General features: G+C 42.5%; 14 protein-coding genes, 2 tRNA genes and 3 rRNA genes. 11 read left to right on the top strand and 8 right to left on the bottom strand.

Translation table 11 applies throughout. The features are described from left to right. Nucleotides 1–8 precede the first annotated feature (8 nt). Nucleotides 9–266, top strand: a complete 258-nt coding sequence (locus EGS47_RS08410; protein WP_004985566.1) for a hypothetical protein — start codon at nt 9–11, stop codon at nt 264–266. Between the two features lie 45 nt (nt 267–311). On the opposite strand, the gene EGS47_RS08415 is transcribed toward EGS47_RS08410, so the two are convergent. Continuing rightward, nucleotides 312–1517, bottom strand: a complete 1206-nt coding sequence (locus EGS47_RS08415) for an oxygenase MpaB family protein (RefSeq protein ID WP_125269533.1) — start codon at nt 1515–1517, stop codon at nt 312–314. 86 nt (nt 1518–1603) lie between these two features. Here EGS47_RS08415 and EGS47_RS08420 point away from each other — a divergent pair, with 86 nt between their 5' ends. The 7 genes from EGS47_RS08420 to EGS47_RS08450 all read left to right on the top strand — a co-directional run bounded on the left by EGS47_RS08420 (nt 1604) and on the right by EGS47_RS08450 (nt 9065). Beyond that, entirely contained in the window at nt 1604–2197 is a 594-nt protein-coding gene (locus tag EGS47_RS08420; protein WP_005001722.1) for a TetR/AcrR family transcriptional regulator, read from the top strand. Between the two features lie 471 nt (nt 2198–2668). Further along, a 16S ribosomal RNA gene (locus EGS47_RS08425) occupies nt 2669–4205 on the top strand. Between the two features lie 168 nt (nt 4206–4373). Next, nucleotides 4374–4450, top strand: a tRNA-Ile gene (locus tag EGS47_RS08430). Nucleotides 4451–4544: 94 nt separating this feature from the next. Continuing rightward, nucleotides 4545–4620: transfer RNA gene (locus tag EGS47_RS08435), tRNA-Ala, on the top strand. Nucleotides 4621–5028: 408 nt separating this feature from the next. Next, nucleotides 5029–7922 (top strand): 23S ribosomal RNA (locus tag EGS47_RS08440). A gap of 175 nt (nt 7923–8097) precedes the next feature. Continuing rightward, nucleotides 8098–8212, top strand: a 5S ribosomal RNA gene (rrf, locus tag EGS47_RS08445). The 16S, 23S and 5S rRNA genes sit together here with 2 tRNA genes alongside, the layout of an rRNA operon. A 217-nt stretch (nt 8213–8429) precedes the next feature. Beyond that, nucleotides 8430–9065, top strand: coding sequence for an alpha/beta hydrolase (locus EGS47_RS08450; protein ID WP_080632313.1), 636 nt, complete (start codon nt 8430–8432; stop codon nt 9063–9065). Here the strand turns inward: EGS47_RS08450 and EGS47_RS08455 are convergent. Continuing rightward, a complete protein-coding gene (locus EGS47_RS08455; RefSeq protein ID WP_005001726.1) occupies nt 9062–9931 on the bottom strand; it encodes an IS982 family transposase in 870 nt (289 codons plus the stop codon). The two genes, EGS47_RS08450 and EGS47_RS08455, sit on opposite strands and share 4 nt — an antisense overlap. 281 nt (nt 9932–10212) lie before the next feature. On the opposite strand from EGS47_RS08455, the gene EGS47_RS08460 reads away from it, so the two are divergent. Both EGS47_RS08460 and EGS47_RS08465 read left to right on the top strand, forming a co-directional pair. After that, on the top strand, nt 10213–12606 hold the full coding sequence (locus EGS47_RS08460) for a YgiQ family radical SAM protein (protein ID WP_005001729.1): 2394 nt from the start codon (nt 10213–10215) through the stop codon (nt 12604–12606). A gap of 463 nt (nt 12607–13069) precedes the next feature. Continuing rightward, nucleotides 13070–13600, top strand: a complete 531-nt coding sequence (locus tag EGS47_RS08465) for a DUF2726 domain-containing protein (protein ID WP_004995408.1) — start codon at nt 13070–13072, stop codon at nt 13598–13600. On the opposite strand, the gene EGS47_RS08470 is transcribed toward EGS47_RS08465, so the two are convergent. The 6 genes from EGS47_RS08470 to EGS47_RS08495 all read right to left on the bottom strand — a co-directional run bounded on the left by EGS47_RS08470 (nt 13590) and on the right by EGS47_RS08495 (nt 19562). After that, complete coding sequence (locus EGS47_RS08470; RefSeq protein WP_005001731.1) at nt 13590–13943, bottom strand: RidA family protein; 354 nt, start codon at nt 13941–13943, stop codon at nt 13590–13592. The genes EGS47_RS08465 and EGS47_RS08470 overlap by 11 nt on opposite strands. Continuing rightward, entirely contained in the window at nt 13944–15272 is a 1329-nt protein-coding gene (gene shiA / locus EGS47_RS08475) for a shikimate transporter (RefSeq protein ID WP_005001735.1), read from the bottom strand. 221 nt (nt 15273–15493) lie between these two features. Then, the gene (dinB, locus tag EGS47_RS08480) at nt 15494–16549 is read right to left on the bottom strand and encodes a DNA polymerase IV (RefSeq protein ID WP_035271762.1); all 1056 of its coding nucleotides are present in this window, start codon (nt 16547–16549) and stop codon (nt 15494–15496) included. A 2-nt stretch (nt 16550–16551) separates the two neighbouring features. Next, complete coding sequence (locus tag EGS47_RS08485; RefSeq protein WP_035271854.1) at nt 16552–17310, bottom strand: GH25 family lysozyme; 759 nt, start codon at nt 17308–17310, stop codon at nt 16552–16554. Nucleotides 17311–17385: 75 nt separating this feature from the next. Beyond that, the gene (gene mdtD, locus EGS47_RS08490; protein ID WP_005001739.1) at nt 17386–18777 is read right to left on the bottom strand and encodes a multidrug transporter subunit MdtD; all 1392 of its coding nucleotides are present in this window, start codon (nt 18775–18777) and stop codon (nt 17386–17388) included. A 167-nt stretch (nt 18778–18944) separates the two neighbouring features. Then, nucleotides 18945–19562 (bottom strand): TIGR00730 family Rossman fold protein, encoded by a 618-nt coding sequence (locus tag EGS47_RS08495; RefSeq protein WP_005001740.1) that lies wholly within the window; start codon nt 19560–19562, stop codon nt 18945–18947. Between the two features lie 334 nt (nt 19563–19896). Between EGS47_RS08495 and EGS47_RS08500 the strand changes: the two genes are divergently transcribed. After that, entirely contained in the window at nt 19897–21492 is a 1596-nt protein-coding gene (locus EGS47_RS08500; protein WP_005001741.1) for a TerC family protein, read from the top strand. Nucleotides 21493–21565: the final 73 nt, after the last annotated feature.

Genomic DNA, 21565 nt, shown 5'->3' on the forward strand with positions numbered 1-21565 from the left:
GAATGTCCATGCGTGAAAAACTGTCACCCGAAAAATCGATTTGGGGTTGGAAACTCCTGATCATCGCGATTATTTTAGCCTTTTTGTTTATGTGGGTATTTTATTTAGCAATGAATAATGAGCCTGACTATATGCCAATGCACAAACAAAAGCAGATGCAAATGCAGCATCAGATGCAGTCTGAGTCTGAAAAAAATGATGCTATGCCGATGGATATGAAAGATATGCCGATGGATCATCAACATGACCCATCATCTTCACATTAAAAGCGTTCGTTAAAAGACAAGAGGGAGTTTAAACTCCCTCTTGTCTTATTGATGCATACTGGCCAATTGTTCCGATTCACTTTGATATAAAGCTAGTCCCAGTTTTTGAATATTTCGTCCTTTTGCTCGCAAAGTTTGATCCAGTTTGGGCACAAATTTAGCCCCTGTGTATAACACCAAATTGCGAATCATCAGATAATAAGCAAACCAAGCCGCTGAACCATGTTCTAAGCCTAACTTTTGCATACGCTTTCGACCAATAAAAAACTGAGTCACTTGCAGATGCTGTCGATAAGCTATTTTTTGTTGTAAGGGGCGAAGATAACGATAACGCCGTTCAAAAGGCTCTTTCGATAAACTCTGTCCAAGTGCAAAACTGGAATCATCAGATTGGGGATGGGCAAATTGCATCCAATACAACAATCGCCAACCCTCACTTTCCTGATCCACCAGCCATTTTTCATCGATGCCCATTAGCCAACCAATATATTTCCAAAAATGCAGAAAATTTTTGACTTCTTGTTGATTGGGTAAAATGCCCAGTGCACGAATCCCGAGTAATACCACGCCACTAAAAGCAATATTGGTCATGGCCAGATCAAACTGATTAATCGGTAAGCCCCAAGTACTGGCATCCCAACGTTCTGATTTACCTAACTGATGACGGACTAATGCATGAATAAACCGTACATAAATGGTTGAGGTAAAACCTGCATTAAAACGTTGTAAACTATTAGGTTCAGTAATATCAACCCACCACTTGGTGGTTTCAGCTAAACGTGTTCCTGCCTGTTTTTTTAAGGCACCAGTTAGCATCAAAGGTTGATTAAATCCAGGATATAAATAACCCGCCATAAGCGATAAGTCCCGAAGAATAAAACCATTATTAATACCTAGCTTATGTGTAAAAGCTAATGCAGCATCGATCTTATCCTGTTCTAACCAAACAGGCGCTTGGGTGACATGTGTGAAGAAATGCTCAAGTTCTGGGATCGACTCTGGAAGTTGCTCAATGCCCTGAAACAAGGCTGTTTCAAAGAGCTGACGATGTAAACGTGGATTTTTCATCATCCAGAGTATGAGCTGATCCATCTCTTGATCGCCCGACTGCAAGGCCTGCCCCAGTGCGGTGTATTCCTCAAAGCTGGGTTGAATCGGACGTTTATTGATGCGTGATAAAACACGACTCAACCAGCTCTGCTCGGACATGCGTTCAAAAGAAGACAATCTTGAGGGGGTTGTATTTTGCATTTGAAGTTGGTGCCTGATTATTGTTTAATCAAACTCTAATACGAATAATTATTCGTATTCAATTCGCATCTTGAAAAGAACATTCCATGAGAAAACAGCCACAACAACAACGCGCCATTTATTTGGTTGATACTGTTTTACATGCAGCCCAATTATGTATTGCTGAACATGGGCTGTTGCAACTCACGACACCTAAAATTGCAGAGCGTTCAGGAATTAGTGTCGGATCAATTTATCAATATTTTGAAAATAAAGAACAAATTGTTCAGGAATTACTGTTGCGCAAAAGTGAAACATTAGGGCAGGCGCTTAAACAGCTTGTGGTGACACAAGAACAGCTCACGATTGAAGAGATTATTCCACTGAGTGTTCAATTCGGTTTTGATATGATGAAAGCCGATCAGGGCTTTTTTATTGAAGTGCTTAAACACTGGCATGGCTATAACCATTCAAAAGCCGCTCAGGTTTTAGAACAACATTTTTTTGAAGTTGGTTTATATGTATTTAATCGTTTTGATCGAGAGTGGGACTTTGAAACTCTAAAACATAAATCCTTTGTGATTATTAATAGCACTTTATTTACCATGATGCGCTACGTCAGTAATAATGATTTTTTGATTGAAGAACAGCAACTTAAGAATGAACTATCGAAAATGATTTTAGCTTACTTAAAAAGCTAAAATAAATTAAACAATTAAAATCATGTGCTTATGTATAACTTGGTTTAAAAGATAAGCACTTGAAAATTAAAAACCAGAATAAGGCTTGCGAAGAACTGATAATGCTGTAGAATGCGCACTCATCGGCGGTGATGCGGATAAAAACTTGTTGAAAAACAGGGTGTTGGTTGGGTCTTGAAGGATTTGATTGATATTTTGGTTGAGTAGGTTGAGTTTTAGAAATATCTAAATTGCCTGTTGACTTTTAAGAGATTGAGAGTAATATAGCCGACCTAGCTTGATGCTGACGAAGCATGAAGAAGATCATTAAGAATATAGAAGAACAACTTGTGTGGATTTTTACTAATTGATTGATCGAAATATTATCATTGATTAATTGGTTTAAATTACTCGAAGTTTATTTGAGAGAATTTGTCAGTAATTGATGAGCCAGAATTGGCGTCTTGTCTTAACTAAGACGCAAAATGATTTTAACTGAAGAGTTTGATCATGGCTCAGATTGAACGCTGGCGGCAGGCTTAACACATGCAAGTCGAGCGGAGAGAGGTAGCTTGCTACTGATCTTAGCGGCGGACGGGTGAGTAATACTTAGGAATCTGGCTATTAGTGGGGGACAACATTTCGAAAGGGATGCTAATACCGCATACGTCCTACGGGAGAAAGCAGGGGATCTTCGGACCTTGCGCTAATAGATGAGCCTAAGTCGGATTAGCTAGTTGGTGGGGTAAAGGCCTACCAAGGCGACGATCTGTAGCGGGTCTGAGAGGATGATCCGCCACACTGGGACTGAGACACGGCCCAGACTCCTACGGGAGGCAGCAGTGGGGAATATTGGACAATGGGGGGAACCCTGATCCAGCCATGCCGCGTGTGTGAAGAAGGCCTTATGGTTGTAAAGCACTTTAAGCGAGGAGGAGGGTACTGGTATTAATACTACCAGGTACTGGACGTTACTCGCAGAATAAGCACCGGCTAACTCTGTGCCAGCAGCCGCGGTAATACAGAGGGTGCGAGCGTTAATCGGATTTACTGGGCGTAAAGCGTGCGTAGGCGGCTAATTGAGTCGGATGTGAAATCCCCGAGCTTAACTTGGGAATTGCATTCGATACTGGTTAGCTAGAGTGTGGGAGAGGATGGTAGAATTCCAGGTGTAGCGGTGAAATGCGTAGAGATCTGGAGGAATACCGATGGCGAAGGCAGCCATCTGGCCTAACACTGACGCTGAGGTACGAAAGCATGGGGAGCAAACAGGATTAGATACCCTGGTAGTCCATGCCGTAAACGATGTCTACTAGCCGTTGGTCTCTTTGAGGGATTAGTGGCGCAGCTAACGCGATAAGTAGACCGCCTGGGGAGTACGGTCGCAAGACTAAAACTCAAATGAATTGACGGGGGCCCGCACAAGCGGTGGAGCATGTGGTTTAATTCGATGCAACGCGAAGAACCTTACCTGGTCTTGACATAGTAAGAACTTTCCAGAGATGGATTGGTGCCTTCGGGAGCTTACATACAGGTGCTGCATGGCTGTCGTCAGCTCGTGTCGTGAGATGTTGGGTTAAGTCCCGCAACGAGCGCAACCCTTTTCCTTATTTGCCAGCACTTTGGGTGGGAACTTTAAGGATACTGCCAGTGACAAACTGGAGGAAGGCGGGGACGACGTCAAGTCATCATGGCCCTTACGACCAGGGCTACACACGTGCTACAATGGTCGGTACAAAGGGTTGCTACCTAGCGATAGGATGCTAATCTCAAAAAGCCGATCGTAGTCCGGATTGGAGTCTGCAACTCGACTCCATGAAGTCGGAATCGCTAGTAATCGCGGATCAGAATGCCGCGGTGAATACGTTCCCGGGCCTTGTACACACCGCCCGTCACACCATGGGAGTTTGTTGCACCAGAAGTGGATAGTCTAACTGCAAAGAGGACGTTCACCACGGTGTGGCCGATGACTGGGGTGAAGTCGTAACAAGGTAGCCGTAGGGGAACCTGCGGCTGGATCACCTCCTTAACGAAAAGATTGATTGATTGGTAAGAATCCACAACAAGTTGTTCTTCTGGTATCTGAATGAAAAAGATTTAGAGAGAAGCTTTTAAAAAAGAGCGAGAATCAAACACTACGCACAGCGAAGCTGTTTGTCTTGCGAAACTTTTAAAGCGGTGCTTTAAAACTTTCTCAGGGTCTGTAGCTCAGTTGGTTAGAGCACACGCTTGATAAGCGTGGGGTCACAAGTTCAAGTCTTGTCAGACCCACCACTTGAGTGAGGTTTAGCAAAGCAAGGCTTTGCCCGAACGCAAGACGAGAGCTCTGCTCGAGTATGGATTCAAAGATACATAATGATTTTAAGCTGGGGACTTAGCTTAGTTGGTAGAGCGCCTGCTTTGCACGCAGGAGGTCAGGAGTTCGACTCTCCTAGTCTCCACCAAATTTCAAGAACAGAAAAGCGCAGCTTTTCCTTGAAATTTAAGCAAGAAGCTATGCTTCGCGCAGTATCTGATCGAACACGAAAGTGAAAGAAAAGATGATTATAGAGCTTAGTAAATATAATGATTTATTAAGCTCTGTGATTAATCACAGTTTAATGTAGCTGACGAGGTTACATTAATTCATTAACAGATTGAGAATTGAGTCTGAAATAAATTGTTCACTCAATAACAAAGAGAGAAGAAGTCATTCTGATCTTAGAGTTAATTGAGAACTAGCAAATTAACTGAATCAAGCGTTTTGGTATATGAATTTAGATTGAAGCTGTACGGTGCTTAAATGCACAGTACTTCAAACTGTAATGTTGGTAATACTACTTGTAGGTATTAACGACTGTTTGGGGTTGTATAGTCAAGTAATTAAGTGCATGTGGTGGATGCCTTGGCAGTCAGAGGCGAAGAAAGACGTGATAGCCTGCGAAAAGCTCCGGGGAGGCGGCAAATATCCATTGATCCGGAGATGTCTGAATGGGGGAACCCACCTACTATAAGGTAGGTATCAATAACTGAATACATAGGTTATTGAAGCGAACGAGGGGAAGTGAAACATCTCAGTACCCTTAGGAAAAGAAATCAATTGAGATTCCCTTAGTAGCGGCGAGCGAACGGGGATCAGCCCATTAAGTGATGTGTGTTTTAGCGGAACGCTCTGGGAAGTGCGACCGTAGAGGGTGATAGTCCCGTACACGAAAGGGCACACATCATGATGACGAGTAGGGCGAGGCACGTGAAACCTTGTCTGAATATGGGGGGACCATCCTCCAAGGCTAAATACTCCTGACTGACCGATAGTGAACCAGTACCGTGAGGGAAAGGCGAAAAGAACCCCTGTGAGGGGAGTGAAATAGATCCTGAAACCGCATGCATACAAGCAGTGGGAGCCGACTTGTTCGGTGACTGCGTACCTTTTGTATAATGGGTCAGCGACTTACATTCAGTAGCAAGGTTAACCGCATAGGGGAGCCGTAGAGAAATCGAGTCTTAATAGGGCGTATAGTTGCTGGGTGTAGACCCGAAACCAGGCGATCTATCCATGAGCAGGTTGAAGGTTGGGTAACACTAACTGGAGGACCGAACCCACTGTCGTTGAAAAGCCAGGGGATGACTTGTGGATAGGGGTGAAAGGCTAATCAAGCCTGGTGATAGCTGGTTCTCCCCGAAAGCTATTTAGGTAGCGCCTCGGACGAATACCATAGGGGGTAGAGCACTGTTTCGGCTAGGGGGTCATCCCGACTTACCAAACCGATGCAAACTCCGAATACCTATGAGTACTATCCGGGAGACAGACTGCGGGTGCTAACGTCCGTAGTCAAGAGGAAAACAATCCAGACCGCCAGCTAAGGCCCCAAAATCATAGTTAAGTGGGAAACGATGTGGGAAGGCATAGACAGCTAGGAGGTTGGCTTAGAAGCAGCCACCCTTTAAAGAAAGCGTAATAGCTCACTAGTCGAGTCGGCCTGCGCGGAAGATGTAACGGGGCTAAAACTATGTGCCGAAGCTGCGGATGTAACTTTAGAGTTACGTGGTAGGGGAGCGTTCTGTAAGCCGAAGAAGGTGTATTGAGAAGTATGCTGGAGGTATCAGAAGTGCGAATGCTGACGTGAGTAACGACAAAACGGGTGAAAAACCCGTTCGCCGAAAGACCAAGGGTTCCAGTCCAACGTTAATCGGGGCTGGGTGAGTCGACCCCTAAGGCGAGGCCGAAAGGCGTAGTCGATGGGAAATGGGTTAATATTCCCATACTTCTGTGTAATGCGATGAGAGGACGGAGAAGGTTAAGTCAGCCTGGCGTTGGTAGTCCAGGTGGAAGACAGTAGGCATGCATCTTAGGCAAATCCGGGGTGCTCTATGCTGAGAGTCGATATCAAGCTGTACTTGTACAGTGAAGTGGCTGATACCATACTTCCAAGAAAAGTCTCTAAGCTTCAGTTACACAGGAATCGTACCCGAAACCGACACAGGTGGTCAGGTCGAGTAGACCAAGGCGCTTGAGAGAACTCTGCTGAAGGAACTAGGCAAAATGGTACCGTAACTTCGGGAGAAGGTACGCTGCTGAGGGTGATGGGACTTGCTCCCTGAGCGCTTGGCAGCCGCAGAAACCAGGCCGCTGCAACTGTTTATTAAAAACATAGCACTCTGCAAACACGAAAGTGGACGTATAGGGTGTGATGCCTGCCCGGTGCTGGAAGGTTAATTGATGGGGTTAGCGTAAGCGAAGCTCTTGATCGAAGCCCCAGTAAACGGCGGCCGTAACTATAACGGTCCTAAGGTAGCGAAATTCCTTGTCGGGTAAGTTCCGACCTGCACGAATGGCATAATGATGGCGGCGCTGTCTCCAGCAGAGGCTCAGTGAAATCGAAATCGCTGTGAAGATGCAGTGTACCCGCGGCTAGACGGAAAGACCCCGTGAACCTTTACTGCAGCTTGACATTGAACTTTGACCTTACTTGTGTAGGATAGGTGGGAGGCTATGAAGATGTGACGCCAGTTGCATTGGAGCCATCCTTGAAATACCACCCTGGTAATGTTGAGGTTCTAACTCTGCCCCGTAATCCGGGGCGAGGACCATGTCTGGTGGGTAGTTTGACTGGGGCGGTCTCCTCCTAAAGAGTAACGGAGGAGTACGAAGGTGCGCTCAGCGTGGTCGGAAATCACGCGTAGAGTATAAAGGCAAAAGCGCGCTTAACTGCGAGACCCACAAGTCGAGCAGGTACGAAAGTAGGTCTTAGTGATCCGGTGGTTCTGTATGGAAGGGCCATCGCTCAACGGATAAAAGGTACTCTGGGGATAACAGGCTGATACCGCCCAAGAGTTCATATCGACGGCGGTGTTTGGCACCTCGATGTCGGCTCATCTCATCCTGGGGCTGAAGCAGGTCCCAAGGGTATGGCTGTTCGCCATTTAAAGAGGTACGCGAGCTGGGTTTAGAACGTCGTGAGACAGTTCGGTCCCTATCTACCGTGGGCGCTGGAAATTTGAGAGGATCTGCTCCTAGTACGAGAGGACCAGAGTGGACGAACCTCTGGTGTACCGGTTGTGACGCCAGTCGCATCGCCGGGTAGCTATGTTCGGAAGGGATAACCGCTGAAAGCATCTAAGCGGGAAGCCTACCTCAAGATAAGATTTCCCTGTGACTATATGTCACCTAAAGAGCCGTTCAAGACTAGGACGTTGATAGGTTGGATGTGGAAGCATAGTGATATGTGAAGCTGACCAATACTAATTGCTCGTGAGGCTTGACTATACAACACCCAAACAGTTGTTGTATTCAAGATAAATTCGATACGAAAACTTGATTTAGTCAATAAACTAGTTACAATACCGACTCAATTTCCAATCCGTTAATAACTCTTTGGTTCGTAAGTAAGGCATACATTATTAAGTAATGTGAATAAGACCCCAAAGCACCACAACAGTTTGCTGGCGACAATAGCAAGAGTGAACCACCTGATCCCTTCCCGAACTCAGAAGTGAAACCTCTTCGCGCTGATGGTAGTGTGGCGTTAGCCATGTGAGAGTAAGTCATCGCCAGCTTTTAAATCTAAGGCACCCTCATCTTTATACAGATGAGGGTGCTTTCTTTTTATAAATAGAATAGATGCAATAACTAAAATATTCTGGAAAGCCATTTACCATCAATTTGGCCTTATCGATGATTATCATTTTTCTAAGTTCTGCCTGTCATTTAGGGCATAGTGAATCATCAGTAAATAGATTAAGTTATATTTTATTGGTCTGGTTGATTCAAAAAATGTCTAAACAAAATTTAAAGATTTTTTTATTTCATGGGTTTATGGCACGTGAACACATGCAACGTCATTGGTTGCATTATTTAGCTGAATTGGGTTATCCGAATGTAGAATTATATGGACATTTACCGTCAGCTAAAAAAATTGCCAAACAAATTATTAACTTAAATCAGAGCAAAAAACAAAAAATAGTTTTAATTGGATATAGTCAAGGTGGTTTTCAGGCGGTCAAAGTGGCTCAGGCACTTAAACGTCTACAATATCCCGTGGATTTACTGGTTACCATTGCAGCAGGGGGTAAAGGACGATTATTACCCAAACAATGGGGATATAATCCACGCCAAATTCCCGAGAATGTATTGAAAAGTCTAAATTTCTTTTCATTAAGTGATCCTTTGGGGGCTGATCGTTGCTATCGAGATAATTTAATTCAATCTTCAAGTGATCATCAGAGTATTGAAAATATTATTTTTGATCGAAGTACTCAGGTTGGACATATCGAATTAAGTCGTTGTTATCCAAAACAGCGTATTCATCATTTGGTTAAACAACATCTGATTTCCCGTATAGAAAAGGAGTTGTTTAGTCTTAGATCATCTAGCAACTTTAACTCTGTAAATAACCCGAATCCTGCTTAAGCTAATGATTCCATAACTTGAATTGTTGGCTTATTCCGATGAGTTAATTGATATGCACATAACGATGTATAAATTCCACTAAGAAATCCATGAATACTACGTGCTTTACTCGTCACTAAATTGTATTGTCCTTTCAATAAGCTGAATAACGTCTCTATCTTATTGCGTTGTTTTAAATGATATTTATCTGATGAACAGAGTTGAATAGCCTGCATGTTCTTTCTATGGTAAGTAATCAAATCAACACCTTGATCTTTTAACCTGCTTTTTAAATTTTGACTGATATAGCCACGATCTGCATAAAGCTTTGCGTCTAAGCCTTCAACCAATTGTTCAACCATTTTTATGTCAGCAACATGCCCATTAGATAAGCCTGAGCTAACGATCTCACCGAATTGATTCATCACGATATGTAACTTACAGCCATAAAACCATCCCATTGAACTTTTACCGCGAGATGCAATCTTGGCTAATGATTTATGACGCTGAATACGCTGATTTTTACAGACAGGCAGAGTCGTTGAATCAATCCATAAATATTGTTTGTATTCACCTTTCATCAAAGCGACATGTAAAGCATGTAAAGCTAATTGATGCATATTGATCAGGTGAATCATCCTTTGGTAACAGGGTAAGCGTTTAAATAAATGATTTTTATCCTGCTTCAACCATGAAAAGAAAGCTTTGAAATTGTTGAAATGAGAACACTTATACCAAATAGCGATAAAATGTATTTCTGAGAGACTCAGCTGGGCTGGTCGAATTCTTACAGAGCGACGACTTTGTTTGAGAAACTTCCAATAAGTTGCTTCAAATTTAAGAAAGAAATCATCAATGATGCAGAATAATTCGGTACTATTGAACATCAGGGCTAGAGCTTTAGGTTTGGTGTGGTAACTCAACTGATGGCTCTAGTCCCCTTATTTTTCAAGTCAATTGCTTATCCGCGATTCGGGTTAAATAGAATCGCTGCTGATCGCGAGCTTATGTAAATTAGGTTTTAGTTTAAAAAATAAGCAAATTAATTGTTATCTCCTTGTTTATTCAATTTTTATAATTCTCTGAACTGAATGAAATTCATGTTAAAATGATCGGCTTTCATCTTTGATGTCACCCCTCCTTTTCAGCAAGCCGAGAATCGCAAGCTATGTCTACTGCCTACACTATGCAGACCGCGCCAAAAGCGCTGTTTGATTACGACAAATATTGGGCGTCGTGTTTTGAACCTGCGCCATTTTTGCCGATGTCACGCGAAGAAATGGATCAGCTGGGTTGGGATGCTTGCGATTTTATTTTAGTGTGTGGTGATGCTTATATTGATCATCCATCTTTTGTTTCTGGCATCATCGGTCGTGTATTGGAAGCGCAAGGTTATCGTGTTGGGATTATTGCACAGCCTGACTGGACCAATGTCGAGAGCTTTCGGGTGTTAGGAAAACCTACTATTGCTTGGGGGGTGACTGCAGGCAATATGGATTCGATGATTAATCGTTATACCGCAGATCGTAAAATTCGTTCGGATGATGCTTATTCTCCAAACAATGAAGCGAATAAACGTCCAGATCGTGCGGCAACTGTTTATTGCCAGCGTTGCCGTGAAGCTTTTCCTGATGTACCCGTTTTACTGGGGGGGATCGAAGGCAGTTTGCGTCGTATTGCGCATTATGATTATTGGTCAGACAAAGTCCGTCGTTCAATTCTGATGGATTCGAAGGCTGATTTATTGATGTATGGAAATGGTGAACGTGCCATTATCGAGGTGATGCATCGTTTGGCCAAAGGTGAAAAAGTTCACGAGATTACTGATGTCCGTGGTACGGCTTTTATTATCAATAAACACAATAAAGTATCCAAAGCGCAATTTGTCGAAATTGCCAGTAATGATGTAGATAGCATTGGTCGGGTTGATCCCATTATTAATCCTTATGTGATGACTGAGGATATTGATGGTTGTGAAGTTGAAAAAGAAAAAGGCAACTCTTTAGCGCAATATCAAAATTTCCAAAAGGAATTCGTGGCTAATCCAGTGGTAAGAGAAGGCGATCAACTGGATGAAAATACACAGATCGTGCAATTAAAACCTGCACCATCCAAAGCCATTAAGCATAAATTACCACCGCGTGAATTAGCGGTCATTCGTTTGCCGTCATTTGAAGAAGTCGCAAATGATCAAGTCCTTTATGCACATGCCAATCGGATTCTTCATCTTGAAACCAATCCAGGAAATGCGCGGGCTCTGGTACAGCGTCATGGTGAACGTGATGTTTGGATTAATCCACCTCCAATTCCTCTAACCACAGAGGAAATGGATTATGTGTTTGATCTACCGTATGCGCGATTGCCACATCCAGCTTATGGGGATGCGCGTTTCCCTGCTTTTGATATGATCAAGTTTTCAGTCAATATTATGCGCGGCTGTTTTGGCGGTTGTACCTTCTGTTCGATCACAGAACATGAAGGGCGGATTATTCAAAATCGTTCAGAAGACTCGATTTTGCGTGAAATTGAAAAAATTCGAGATACTGCGCCGCAATTTACAGGCATTATTTCTGATTTAGGTGGTCCAACCGCCAACATGTATCGCTTGGCCTGTAAAGATCCAGAAATTGAGAAGAATTGCCGTAAACCTTCTTGTGTGTATCCAGGTGTTTGTCAAAATCTACATACTGATCATGCGCCATTGGTACAGCTTTATCGTAAAGCGCGTGCCATTAAAGGGGTCAAAAAGATTTTGATTGGTTCTGGTTTACGTTATGACTTGGCTGTATTGAATCCAGAATACGTGAAAGAATTGGTGCAGCATCATGTCGGTGGTTATTTAAAAATTGCGCCTGAACATACTGAGCAAGGCCCGCTTTCAAAAATGATGAAACCGGGGATTGGAACCTATGATCGCTTTAAACAAATGTTTGAACGCTTTAGTAAGGAAGTCGGTAAAGAGCAATATTTGATTCCTTATTTTATCGCAGCGCATCCGGGTACGACCGATTATGACATGATGAATCTGGCCGTTTGGCTCAAAAAAAATGGTTTCCGTGCCGATCAGGTACAAACCTTTTATCCATCGCCAATGGCGACCGCGACAACCATGTATTATTCAGGAAAAAACCCGCTGTCCAAAGTGGCGCGTTATACTGAAAATGTAGATATTGTCAAAGGTGAGAAACGTCGTCGTTTGCATAAAGCTTTTTTGCGTTATCATGATCCAAATAACTGGCCTTTACTGCGTGAAGCTTTAAAGGAAATGGGACGTGCAGATTTGATTGGTAACTCCAAGCAGCATTTGATTCCGACCTACCAACCGCAAGGCACGGCAGAAGGTGAATATAAATCTGCACGTAAGAAGAACTCAAGTAATGCGGGTGATTCGGTTAAACGTAACGCTCAATCACAGCCACAATCACATCAGTCAGCGAAACGTCCACAAAAAGGTCAAATTTTGACGCAGCACACAGGGTTACCTCCGCGTGAAACAGGTCAAAAAAAACCTTTTGATGCATCCAAATCTAGATCAAAGTCAAAAAATAAGACGCGCGCTTAAATTTATCCATTTTGAAAAAAGCACTTCATGATCTGAAGTGCTTTTTTTTTATTCATAGAGTTTTTAACGTTATATGAGATAGACTTTTATGATCCATATTATTTTATAAGGCAGCATTTCATTCGGTTTAGATGATACTCCAAGCGGACATATACAAAACTTTACTCATCAGATTGATGTCTGGTTATTTAAGAAAATATAAAATGAATACATCAGGATATCTAAGATATCATATCCTTTGATATAGAGAATATCCGATATACAACACTTGCATCTCGAGTTTAATTTATTATGATGATAGGAACCATGGAATGGTGTTCTAGGCTTTGGTCTAACTTGATTAAAAGAATATAAACTTTTAATTTAGAGGAAATGGAAACCTGTAAGATGAAAAACAAACAGGTGAAGTAGAACAAATCGGTCTTGAAACCGAACTATAAAAAATATTAAAGGATTGATTCTCATGTATTACTTTTTAGCAATTGGCATATTATTGCTGATTTCAGTGATGGCCTATAAAGGGCTCAAGCGTGAACAAATTTATGACAGTGCCTTAAAACGTCGTGCTGTGATGAGCAGTCATGAACAACTATTTTTTTCACGCTTAAAACAAATATTTCCAGAGTTCACGGTATTGGCGCGAGTTTCATTTGATGCCTTACTCACGACAAAGTTTTTAAGAACGCGGAGTAAGTATCAATCTATGGTGGCTGACTTTGTGTTATTGGATAAAAATTATCAGGTCTTTGCGATAGTGGCTTTTGCTGATTTAAGCCATGCCAGACGCATTCATGCTGATTATTATCAGGACCGATTATTGGAATTAGCAGGCTATCGGGTCATTCGTTATGACACTGTGCCAGAATTAAATGAGCTGCGTGAGCAATTTGAATGTGAACTGCTCACACGCTATTCACAACCTCATTCGCTGACTACATTGCCTGTTCAACAGCGCAATTTTAAGCTTGATACCGTCAGCAATCTTAAGGTTTAACGGCAACCACGGTCATTTCAACTAGAACATCTGGGCGATACATTTTTGCTTCGACACAGGTACGTGGAAGCGCTTGGATATCTGCGCACCATGCATCCCAGATCTCGTTCATGCCTGCGTAGTCATTTTCGATGTCTTTCAGAAAGATCATCACAGATAGGATATGACTTTTATCTGTGCCTGCATCTGCCAGAAATCGATCGATCAAGTCGAGTGTTTGTTGGGTTTGACCTCGAATAGCCAAACTCAAATCTTCCGCAAGCTGACCCGCTAGATGCACAAGATTGCCTGAAATTGCAATTTCAGAAAAACGTTTGCTGACATGTAAACGTTGAACGCTCATTTATTTTGCCTGTATATATTCAGAAGATACATCTGATTGTACGTGGGCTTTCATTCGGGCTGCAACCAAAGTCGTGAGTAAACAACCTACCGTTAAATAAACAGCAACATAGTGCCATTGTCCATGTGCCAGTGTCACCAGTGCTGCGGCAATAAAAGGCGTGAAACCTCCACCTACAATACTGGCCACCTGATAACCGACACCCGCACCGCTATAGCGATAAGCTGTACCAAATAATTCTGTAAAAATAGGCTGATGTACACTGACCACCATATCGTGAGAAAGGTTGGCCAACAAAATTGCAAAGAGTACAATCCAGAGTGTTGAGCCACTTTCTAAGGCAAAGAAAAATGGAAAAGCACACGCTGCTCCGATTAATCCACCCATCACGCACATACGACGACGACCAAAGCGATCAGAAATATGGGCAAAAAAAGGAATGGTAAAACAGCTAATCGCGCCGACCATCAGACCAATATTTAAAAATAAACTGGAGGACATGCCCAAATTTTTCGTGGAATAGTTTAAGGCAAAGGTGGTGACCAGATACATGGTCAGTAGTTCAGCCAAACGCAAAGCGATAATGTAAAAAAAGCCTTTGGGGTTTTGACGAACTGCTTCAAACAATGGAATTTTTGCAGGTTGTTGTTTCGCTTTGACGACATTTTCCAAAAATTCTTGTGATTCTTCCTGACCGCCCCGCACCCATAAGGCAAATAAAACCAAAATGATGCTCGCTAGAAAAGGAATACGCCATGCCCAGTCTGCAAAAGCATCCTGACCAAATAGATAGATGACCAATGAGACACTGCCTGTAGCTAGCATGAGCCCAACCCCATAACCGATCTGTACACCGCTGCTATATAAAGCCTTACGGCCTTTGGGCGCGCTTTCAACAGCCATGAGCGCAGCTCCACCCCATTCACCGCCAACAGCAAATCCTTGAATAGCACGAAGTAAAACCAGCAATACAGGCGCCCACCAGCCAATACTTGCAAAGTTAGGCAGTAAACCGATCAAAACGGTTGCAGTACCCATCAAAAACACTGTGAGAAACAGCATCTTTTTACGACCTAGACGGTCACCAAAATGACCAAAAACGATTCCACCGAGTGGACGAAATAAGAAACCGACACCAAAAGTCGCAAATGCAGCCAATGTGCCAATTGCAGGACTGACATTGGGGAAAAATTGATGATTAAAAACCAGTGCAGCAACAATACCGTAAAGAAGAAAATCGTACCAATCGACCACAGCACCAATGAAACTACTAAATGCGGCTTTACGAGCGCGTTGCGCTTGCGAGGGAGGAGAATAAGATGCGGGCATGCAAGAGGGATCCCATGTTTTTTAAAACCAGTTGCCCTGTAATATTCGGATTTTTTCGTCGCGCTCACTACAGGACAGCATGCTAAAAATAAAGGTAAGGTTTTAGCATAACCGCAGATACATGGGTAAATGCATTTGCGAGGCTAGATTACTCTAAAATAAAACAGAAGTGAAAGGGATAAAGGTTGATTTTTTGCACATTTGAATAAAAAAACGGCAGATCACCAAAGTGACAATTGATTTTCATCAGCTTGAGGGGCGAGTTGATAGACGCCCATACCGATCAGACGGTATTGAAATTCGGCAGGTAAATGCATTTCATAAAGCAGAACCTGTAAAATATCCAAAAGTTCTGCAAATGACTGAATCGGGCGTTTAAAGCTTTTACTGTGCTGATAGATTTGAAAGTTTTTGAGTTTAAGTTTAATACTGACACCACGTGCAGTCAGTTGTTTGTGTTGTAGATTATTCCAGACTTTTTCAGCCAGTGGCGGCCAATAGGCCAGACATTCATTCAGATATAAATCGCCATCAAAAGTGGTTTCTTTGGATATTTGCTGACGTTCCCGTTCAGCCTGCACTGTCCGATGATCAATGCCTTGTGCATAGAGAAACAATTGTTTTCCATATTTACCAAAATGGTGGATCAGTACATTTTCCTCAATTTGTTGCAAATCGCCCAGTGTTTCAAGCTGAAGCTGTTGTAATTTTTCCTGTGTGACCCGGCCAACTCCCGGAATTTTTTTTAAGGGCAAGTCCTGAATAAAAGCCTGCACCTGACTCGGTTTAATCACACATAAGCCATCAGGTTTATTCCAGTCTGAGGCAATTTTGGCTAAAAACTTATTTGGGGCGACACCCGCCGAAGCTGTAAGTCCTGTGACTTTCAAAATATCTTGACGAATTTGAATCGCAACATCGGTAGCACTGGGAAGATTTTTAAAATTTTCAGTGACATCGAGATAAGCTTCATCCAGAGATAAGGGTTCAATGATTGCTGTATATTGCTGAAAGATCTGATGAATTTGTGCTGAAACAGCGCGATATTTTTCAAAATTAGGCTCAATCACGATGACATCAGGACAAAGTTTACGGGCCTGTCCCATTGACATAGCCGAACGTAAACCAAATTCACGTGCAGGATACGATGCAGCCGCAATTACGGCTCGTGGATGGTGTGATGAAATTACCACAGGCAAATGCTTTAGCTCTGGGCGTTCACGTAACTCGACTGAGGCATAGAACGCATCCATATCGATATGAATGATTTTACGCATACTCATGGTTTTGGCGCTTGTTTATTTTGCTCGATAAAATATTGCCATTGGCGCTGCGAGCCTGAGAACACATTTAAATCCACTGGTTTGGTAATGCCTTGAATCTTCCCCTGATTGGTATGTTGCCAAAACATCCAGTCGCGTTGATCTTTCAGTTGCGGTTTTTCCTGATAATCACGAATCCAAAGAGGGGTATCTTTAAAACTTCCAAGCAATACAATGTGATAGAAGCTTTTTGAAACATAAAAAATCGGTTGTTTAGCATAATGCTTTTTTAAAAGATCATGCATTACTTTGATTTCTTCAAGTAACTGCTCTTTGGTATAGGTATTAATACAGTTACTGTCATATTCCAGATCAATTACAGGAGGAAGTGCATCGAGTTTTTTCGGCACAGTTTCAATAAAATTTTGCGCCTGAATTTGTCCATTACGACAGAGGCGATAAAAATGATACGCACCGACATGAAAGCCACGTTCCCGCGCTTTAAGCCAATTTTCCTGAAATTTAGAATCCTTAAAGTCACCACCTTCAGTTGCCTTTAAATACACAAACTGAAATTTCTCAGGAGAAATTTTCGACCATTGAATATCACCTTGATGATGCGATAAATCAAATCCTTGTACTGGATAATCCTGCGCAGATGCCTGACGATGATAAAACACCCCGACATATAGCAAGGCTGCCATGACAACAGCGGCCAGTCCTCCACCCAAATAGGGGATATATGCAGATGTTCGAGAGCTGATCGTTTTTGGCATAGCAATAAGATTAATCATTGAATTTACATCTTAGCTTGAACCCAAAAGATATACCATGATGAAAATGCAATCTATTTAAACGGACGTGTTAGGTGGAATACGCGAGAACACCAGCGCAGTAATAATATTGATACATCCCAAACAAATCAGAGACGCATGGAATGCTGTGGTGAGATGCTGAGTTCCAAAATATTGGGTAAAAAAATTAATCAATGTACCTGCCAGTGCGACCCCGATACTCATCGATAGCATCATGATCATCGATAAAAAACTATTACCACTACTGGCATCATGCTGAGATAAGTCTTTCAGGGTTAAGGTATTCATCGATACAAATTGGATGGAATTTAAAGTGCCAAAAATAAAGAAATGAATGGCACGTAGCCAGATAGGCGTCTCTGCTGTCATCAGGGCGAAACTGGCAATACAAGCACCGACCAAAATAGTATTGGTAAGCAATACATGACGATAGCCAAATTTTTGAATAATGGGGCGAATAATAGGCTTTGAAAATAAAGACCCAAGCACCAAAGGGATCATGAGTAAACCCGTATAAAAAGGTTCAAAGCCAAAAGCCACCTGTAGCATCAAAGGCAGAATAAAAGGTACGGCATTGCCACCAAAACGTGCAAAAAAATTGCCTAATACACCAATCGCATAAATTTTGTTTTTAAATAAATCACTACGAAACAGCGCATTTTGATGGGTATGTGCATGATGGGCGTAAATTAAAGCCGCAATGAATCCTGTACTTAGTAAACCAATACTGAACCATTTGGAATATTCACGGCTGGCCAAATGCTCAATGCCTAAAGAGAGGCCGACCATTGCGAACACTAACAAGACAAAACCACTGAAATCAAATGCTTTGACTGTAGGTTCAGTGGCATTGGGCATGGCTTTGAAAGTGACCAGAATACCTAAGATGCCCATTGGGATATTGATTAGGAACACCCAGTGCCATGTGGCAACCTCCACTAACCAACCGCCGAGTGTAGGACCAATGAGTGGGCCAATCAGTCCAGCAAGACTCATTAAACTCATCGCCGCCAAAAACTGGGTACGTGGAATCAGTTTCAGCATGGCCAGTCGCCCGACGGGCAGCAATAATGCACCTCCAACCCCTTGCAGGATTCGAAATAAAATTAATTGATTGAGTGTTTGCGAAAGCCCACAGCCGAGCGATGCCATCGTAAAGATAATAATTGCAGCAAAATAAGTATTTCTTACACCAAAACGATCTGCCAGCCAGCCACTCAAAGGAATACACGCTGCAACGGTTAATACATAGGCAACCACCACAGCATGCATTCGTAGCGGATCTTCATTGAGATGGTGCGCCATTGAAGGAATAGCCGTGTTGACGATGGTGGTATCCAGCGCCTGCATAAAAAAACCGATGGAAACCAGAAATACCAATAATCGAAATTCAGGCTGTAATTTTTGATACGTAGGTGCAGCATTCATTGACGTGAAGACAAATCCAGAGGGCTTTGCCTAAAAGTAGCATAAAATCAGATAAAAGGTTGTTGGACTGCTGTTGAAGCATTACGTTTTTATTTTTATTGGGTTCTTTTAAATAACATGCGGATTTTTAAAAATCCGCATGTATCATTTCGATCAAATGAGCAACCTTAAACTACAAAACGACTTGGTTGGTTTAAGTTTTTAATGGTAGTGTAAATTTCTTCGATACAGTGACAGACGATCAGCTTGGCACGATGTTGAGGAGGTAAAAAACCTTCCTGAACGGCATGGTCAAGTTGAGCGATCAAGGCATTATAGAAACCATTCACGTTATATAAAATCATGGGTTTTTGATGCTGGTTCAATTGGCCCCACGTGGCAATTTCCAGAATTTCTTCAAACGTGCCTAAACCACCTGGGAGTGCAACAAAAGCGCTAGCACGATCGGCCATCATGGACTTACGTTCATGCATGGTGTGTACTACATGCAATTCGGTTAATTGCGCATGTGCTACTTCATAATCCAGCATAAACTCTGGAATGACACCGACCACTTCACCATGATGTTCCAGTACTGTATCGGCGACTTGTCCCATGAGCCCAATACTGGCACCGCCATACACAATGCCAAAGCCCTGTTCAGCAATACCCTGCGCCAGCTCAATGGCTTTTTCTCGATAAATCGGTTTGTTTCCGCTACGTGATCCACAATATAAAGCAATTAAAGGTTGAGTTGTTTTTACAGTTACATTCAGATCTGCTGTCATTTCTACTACGCTATTCATCTCGTTTTCGTTTTACCTTATCACGTTCATTTCTACTTCACTACATTAAGCAAGAAATATGACAACTTTATGCGTGTGGTGCATAAACTTTGCAAGGCTTTGTATCGGGTTGGTGACGGACATCTAATGATGATTTAAAAAAAGATGAATTTTTAAAAAATCTTGCCTATACTGAAAACCTGTTTAACAACAAATTTATGCCCATGGGTAGTGGTTGTCGTCACTTCGTTTTTTCTTTGTCTATACAACAAAATTTTAGCCTTATTTTTAGCGAGAAAAATATCGCGCTGCCTCAGAATAAGAACAATCTCACATCGCAGTCGGAGACTTGTCTATGATTTTTGAATGGATGTCTGATCCTTCTGCGTGGGTGGGTCTTGCCACACTGGTGATTCTGGAAATTGTTCTGGGTATCGATAATCTGGTGTTTATTGCCATTTTGGCTGAAAAATTACCTCCTGAGCAGCGTAATACCGCACGTATTGTCGGTTTGATTCTGGCGCTTGGCATGCGTCTGATTTTATTGGCCTCAATTGCTTGGGTGGTGACCTTAACCAGTCCTTTATTTTATATTTTTGATCATCCTTTTTCTGGGCGTGACCTGATTCTACTGTTCGGTGGTGTGTTTTTATTATTTAAAGGCACCATGGAATTGCATGAACGTTTGGAAGGTAAACAATTTCAGAAAGAAGAAAATCCAGTACATGCCACTTTCTGGATGGTGATCGTACAGATTGTAGTGTTGGATGCGGTATTCTCACTGGATAGTGTGATTACTGCGGTAGGGATGGTCAAACATCTTTCCGTGATGATGATTGCAGTCATTATCGCGGTCGGAATCATGCTGTGGGCTTCCAAGCCACTGATGGAATTTGTCAATAAACACCCGACCGTGGTTATTCTGTGTCTGGCATTTTTGATGATGATCGGTTTCTCGCTAGTAGTGGAAGGTTTTGGTTTCCATATTCCAAAAGGTTATTTATACGCCGCCATTGGTTTTGCCGTGTTGATCGAAATGGCGAATCAAGCCATGCGTCATAATCAGGAAAAAGCAGTCACCACGACTGACTTGCGTTATCGGACAGCCTCTGCGGTTTTAAAAATGCTGGGTGGTAAAAATAGCGCAGGCAGTAGTGACAATTCGCAAAACGAAAAAGAAGATGTACTGGCGACCCAAGCCTTTGCCGATGAGATGTTTGATGAAGAGAATGGCGCTTACCACAGTGTGATGGTACAGGGCGTGTTAGGGCTTTCGGAGCGACCTGCTAAATCTGTGATGACCCCGCGGCCTGAACTGGAATGGATTGATCTGGAAGAAGAACCCGAAGCCTTAAAACAGCGCTTGTTATCTATGACTCATTCGCGTTTGATTGTGGCCAGAGGTGAACTGGATAATATCGAAGGCATTGCGCTTACCCATAAAGTCTTAAACGAATATATCGAAACAGGGGCCATTAATTTTAGTCACCATTTACGTGAACCTGTGATTGTGCATGAAAATGCGCAGGTATTGATGGTGATGGAGCAATTACGTCAAGCGCCACTACAAATGGCGATTGTGCTTAACGAATATGGTTCGATTGAAGGTATTGTGACCCCAATCGATGTACTCGAAGCAATTGCAGGTGAGTTCCCAGATGAAGATGAACTTGAAGCCATTGCTGAAAGTCTGGAAGATGGTTCGCTTATGCTGGAAGGCTCAACCGACATTCGTCATGTCTCATTATTGCTGAATCGTGATCTGGTCAATGAAACCGAAGAATATTCGACTCTATCTGGCTATATCCTATTTCACTTGGGGCGTTTGCCTGAAAATGGTCAAAAGGTTCATGCGGATGGCTATATTTTTGAAGTGGTCACCATGGATGGACATAAAATTGAGAAAGTCCATGTGATTGTAGATGAAACATCGTCGCAGAAAAATGATTGATGTTTCAGCTAGGTATTGTTAAGTAGTGATTATTGAAATAGCCCTTAAGTGGGCTATTTTTCATACTGAATTT

Source organism: Acinetobacter sp. FDAARGOS_515 (genome assembly GCF_003938865.1).
Taxonomy (GTDB): domain Bacteria; phylum Pseudomonadota; class Gammaproteobacteria; order Pseudomonadales; family Moraxellaceae; genus Acinetobacter; species Acinetobacter ursingii.

Coding starts and splice junctions, on each gene's coding strand:
- EGS47_RS08455 (WP_005001726.1), bottom strand. CDS start 9,931: ATGTTCAATAGTACCGAATTATTCTGCATCATTGATGATTTCTTTCTT.
- EGS47_RS08415 (WP_125269533.1), bottom strand. CDS start 1,517: ATGCAAAATACAACCCCCTCAAGATTGTCTTCTTTTGAACGCATGTCC.
- shiA (WP_005001735.1), bottom strand. CDS start 15,272: ATGCCCGCATCTTATTCTCCTCCCTCGCAAGCGCAACGCGCTCGTAAA.
- EGS47_RS08500 (WP_005001741.1), top strand. CDS start 19,897: ATGATTTTTGAATGGATGTCTGATCCTTCTGCGTGGGTGGGTCTTGCC.
- EGS47_RS08410 (WP_004985566.1), top strand. CDS start 9: ATGCGTGAAAAACTGTCACCCGAAAAATCGATTTGGGGTTGGAAACTC.
- EGS47_RS08450 (WP_080632313.1), top strand. CDS start 8,430: ATGTCTAAACAAAATTTAAAGATTTTTTTATTTCATGGGTTTATGGCA.
- EGS47_RS08460 (WP_005001729.1), top strand. CDS start 10,213: ATGTCTACTGCCTACACTATGCAGACCGCGCCAAAAGCGCTGTTTGAT.
- EGS47_RS08465 (WP_004995408.1), top strand. CDS start 13,070: ATGTATTACTTTTTAGCAATTGGCATATTATTGCTGATTTCAGTGATG.
- dinB (WP_035271762.1), bottom strand. CDS start 16,549: ATGCGTAAAATCATTCATATCGATATGGATGCGTTCTATGCCTCAGTC.
- EGS47_RS08420 (WP_005001722.1), top strand. CDS start 1,604: ATGAGAAAACAGCCACAACAACAACGCGCCATTTATTTGGTTGATACT.
- EGS47_RS08470 (WP_005001731.1), bottom strand. CDS start 13,943: ATGAGCGTTCAACGTTTACATGTCAGCAAACGTTTTTCTGAAATTGCA.
- EGS47_RS08485 (WP_035271854.1), bottom strand. CDS start 17,310: ATGCCAAAAACGATCAGCTCTCGAACATCTGCATATATCCCCTATTTG.
- mdtD (WP_005001739.1), bottom strand. CDS start 18,777: ATGAATGCTGCACCTACGTATCAAAAATTACAGCCTGAATTTCGATTA.
- EGS47_RS08495 (WP_005001740.1), bottom strand. CDS start 19,562: ATGAATAGCGTAGTAGAAATGACAGCAGATCTGAATGTAACTGTAAAA.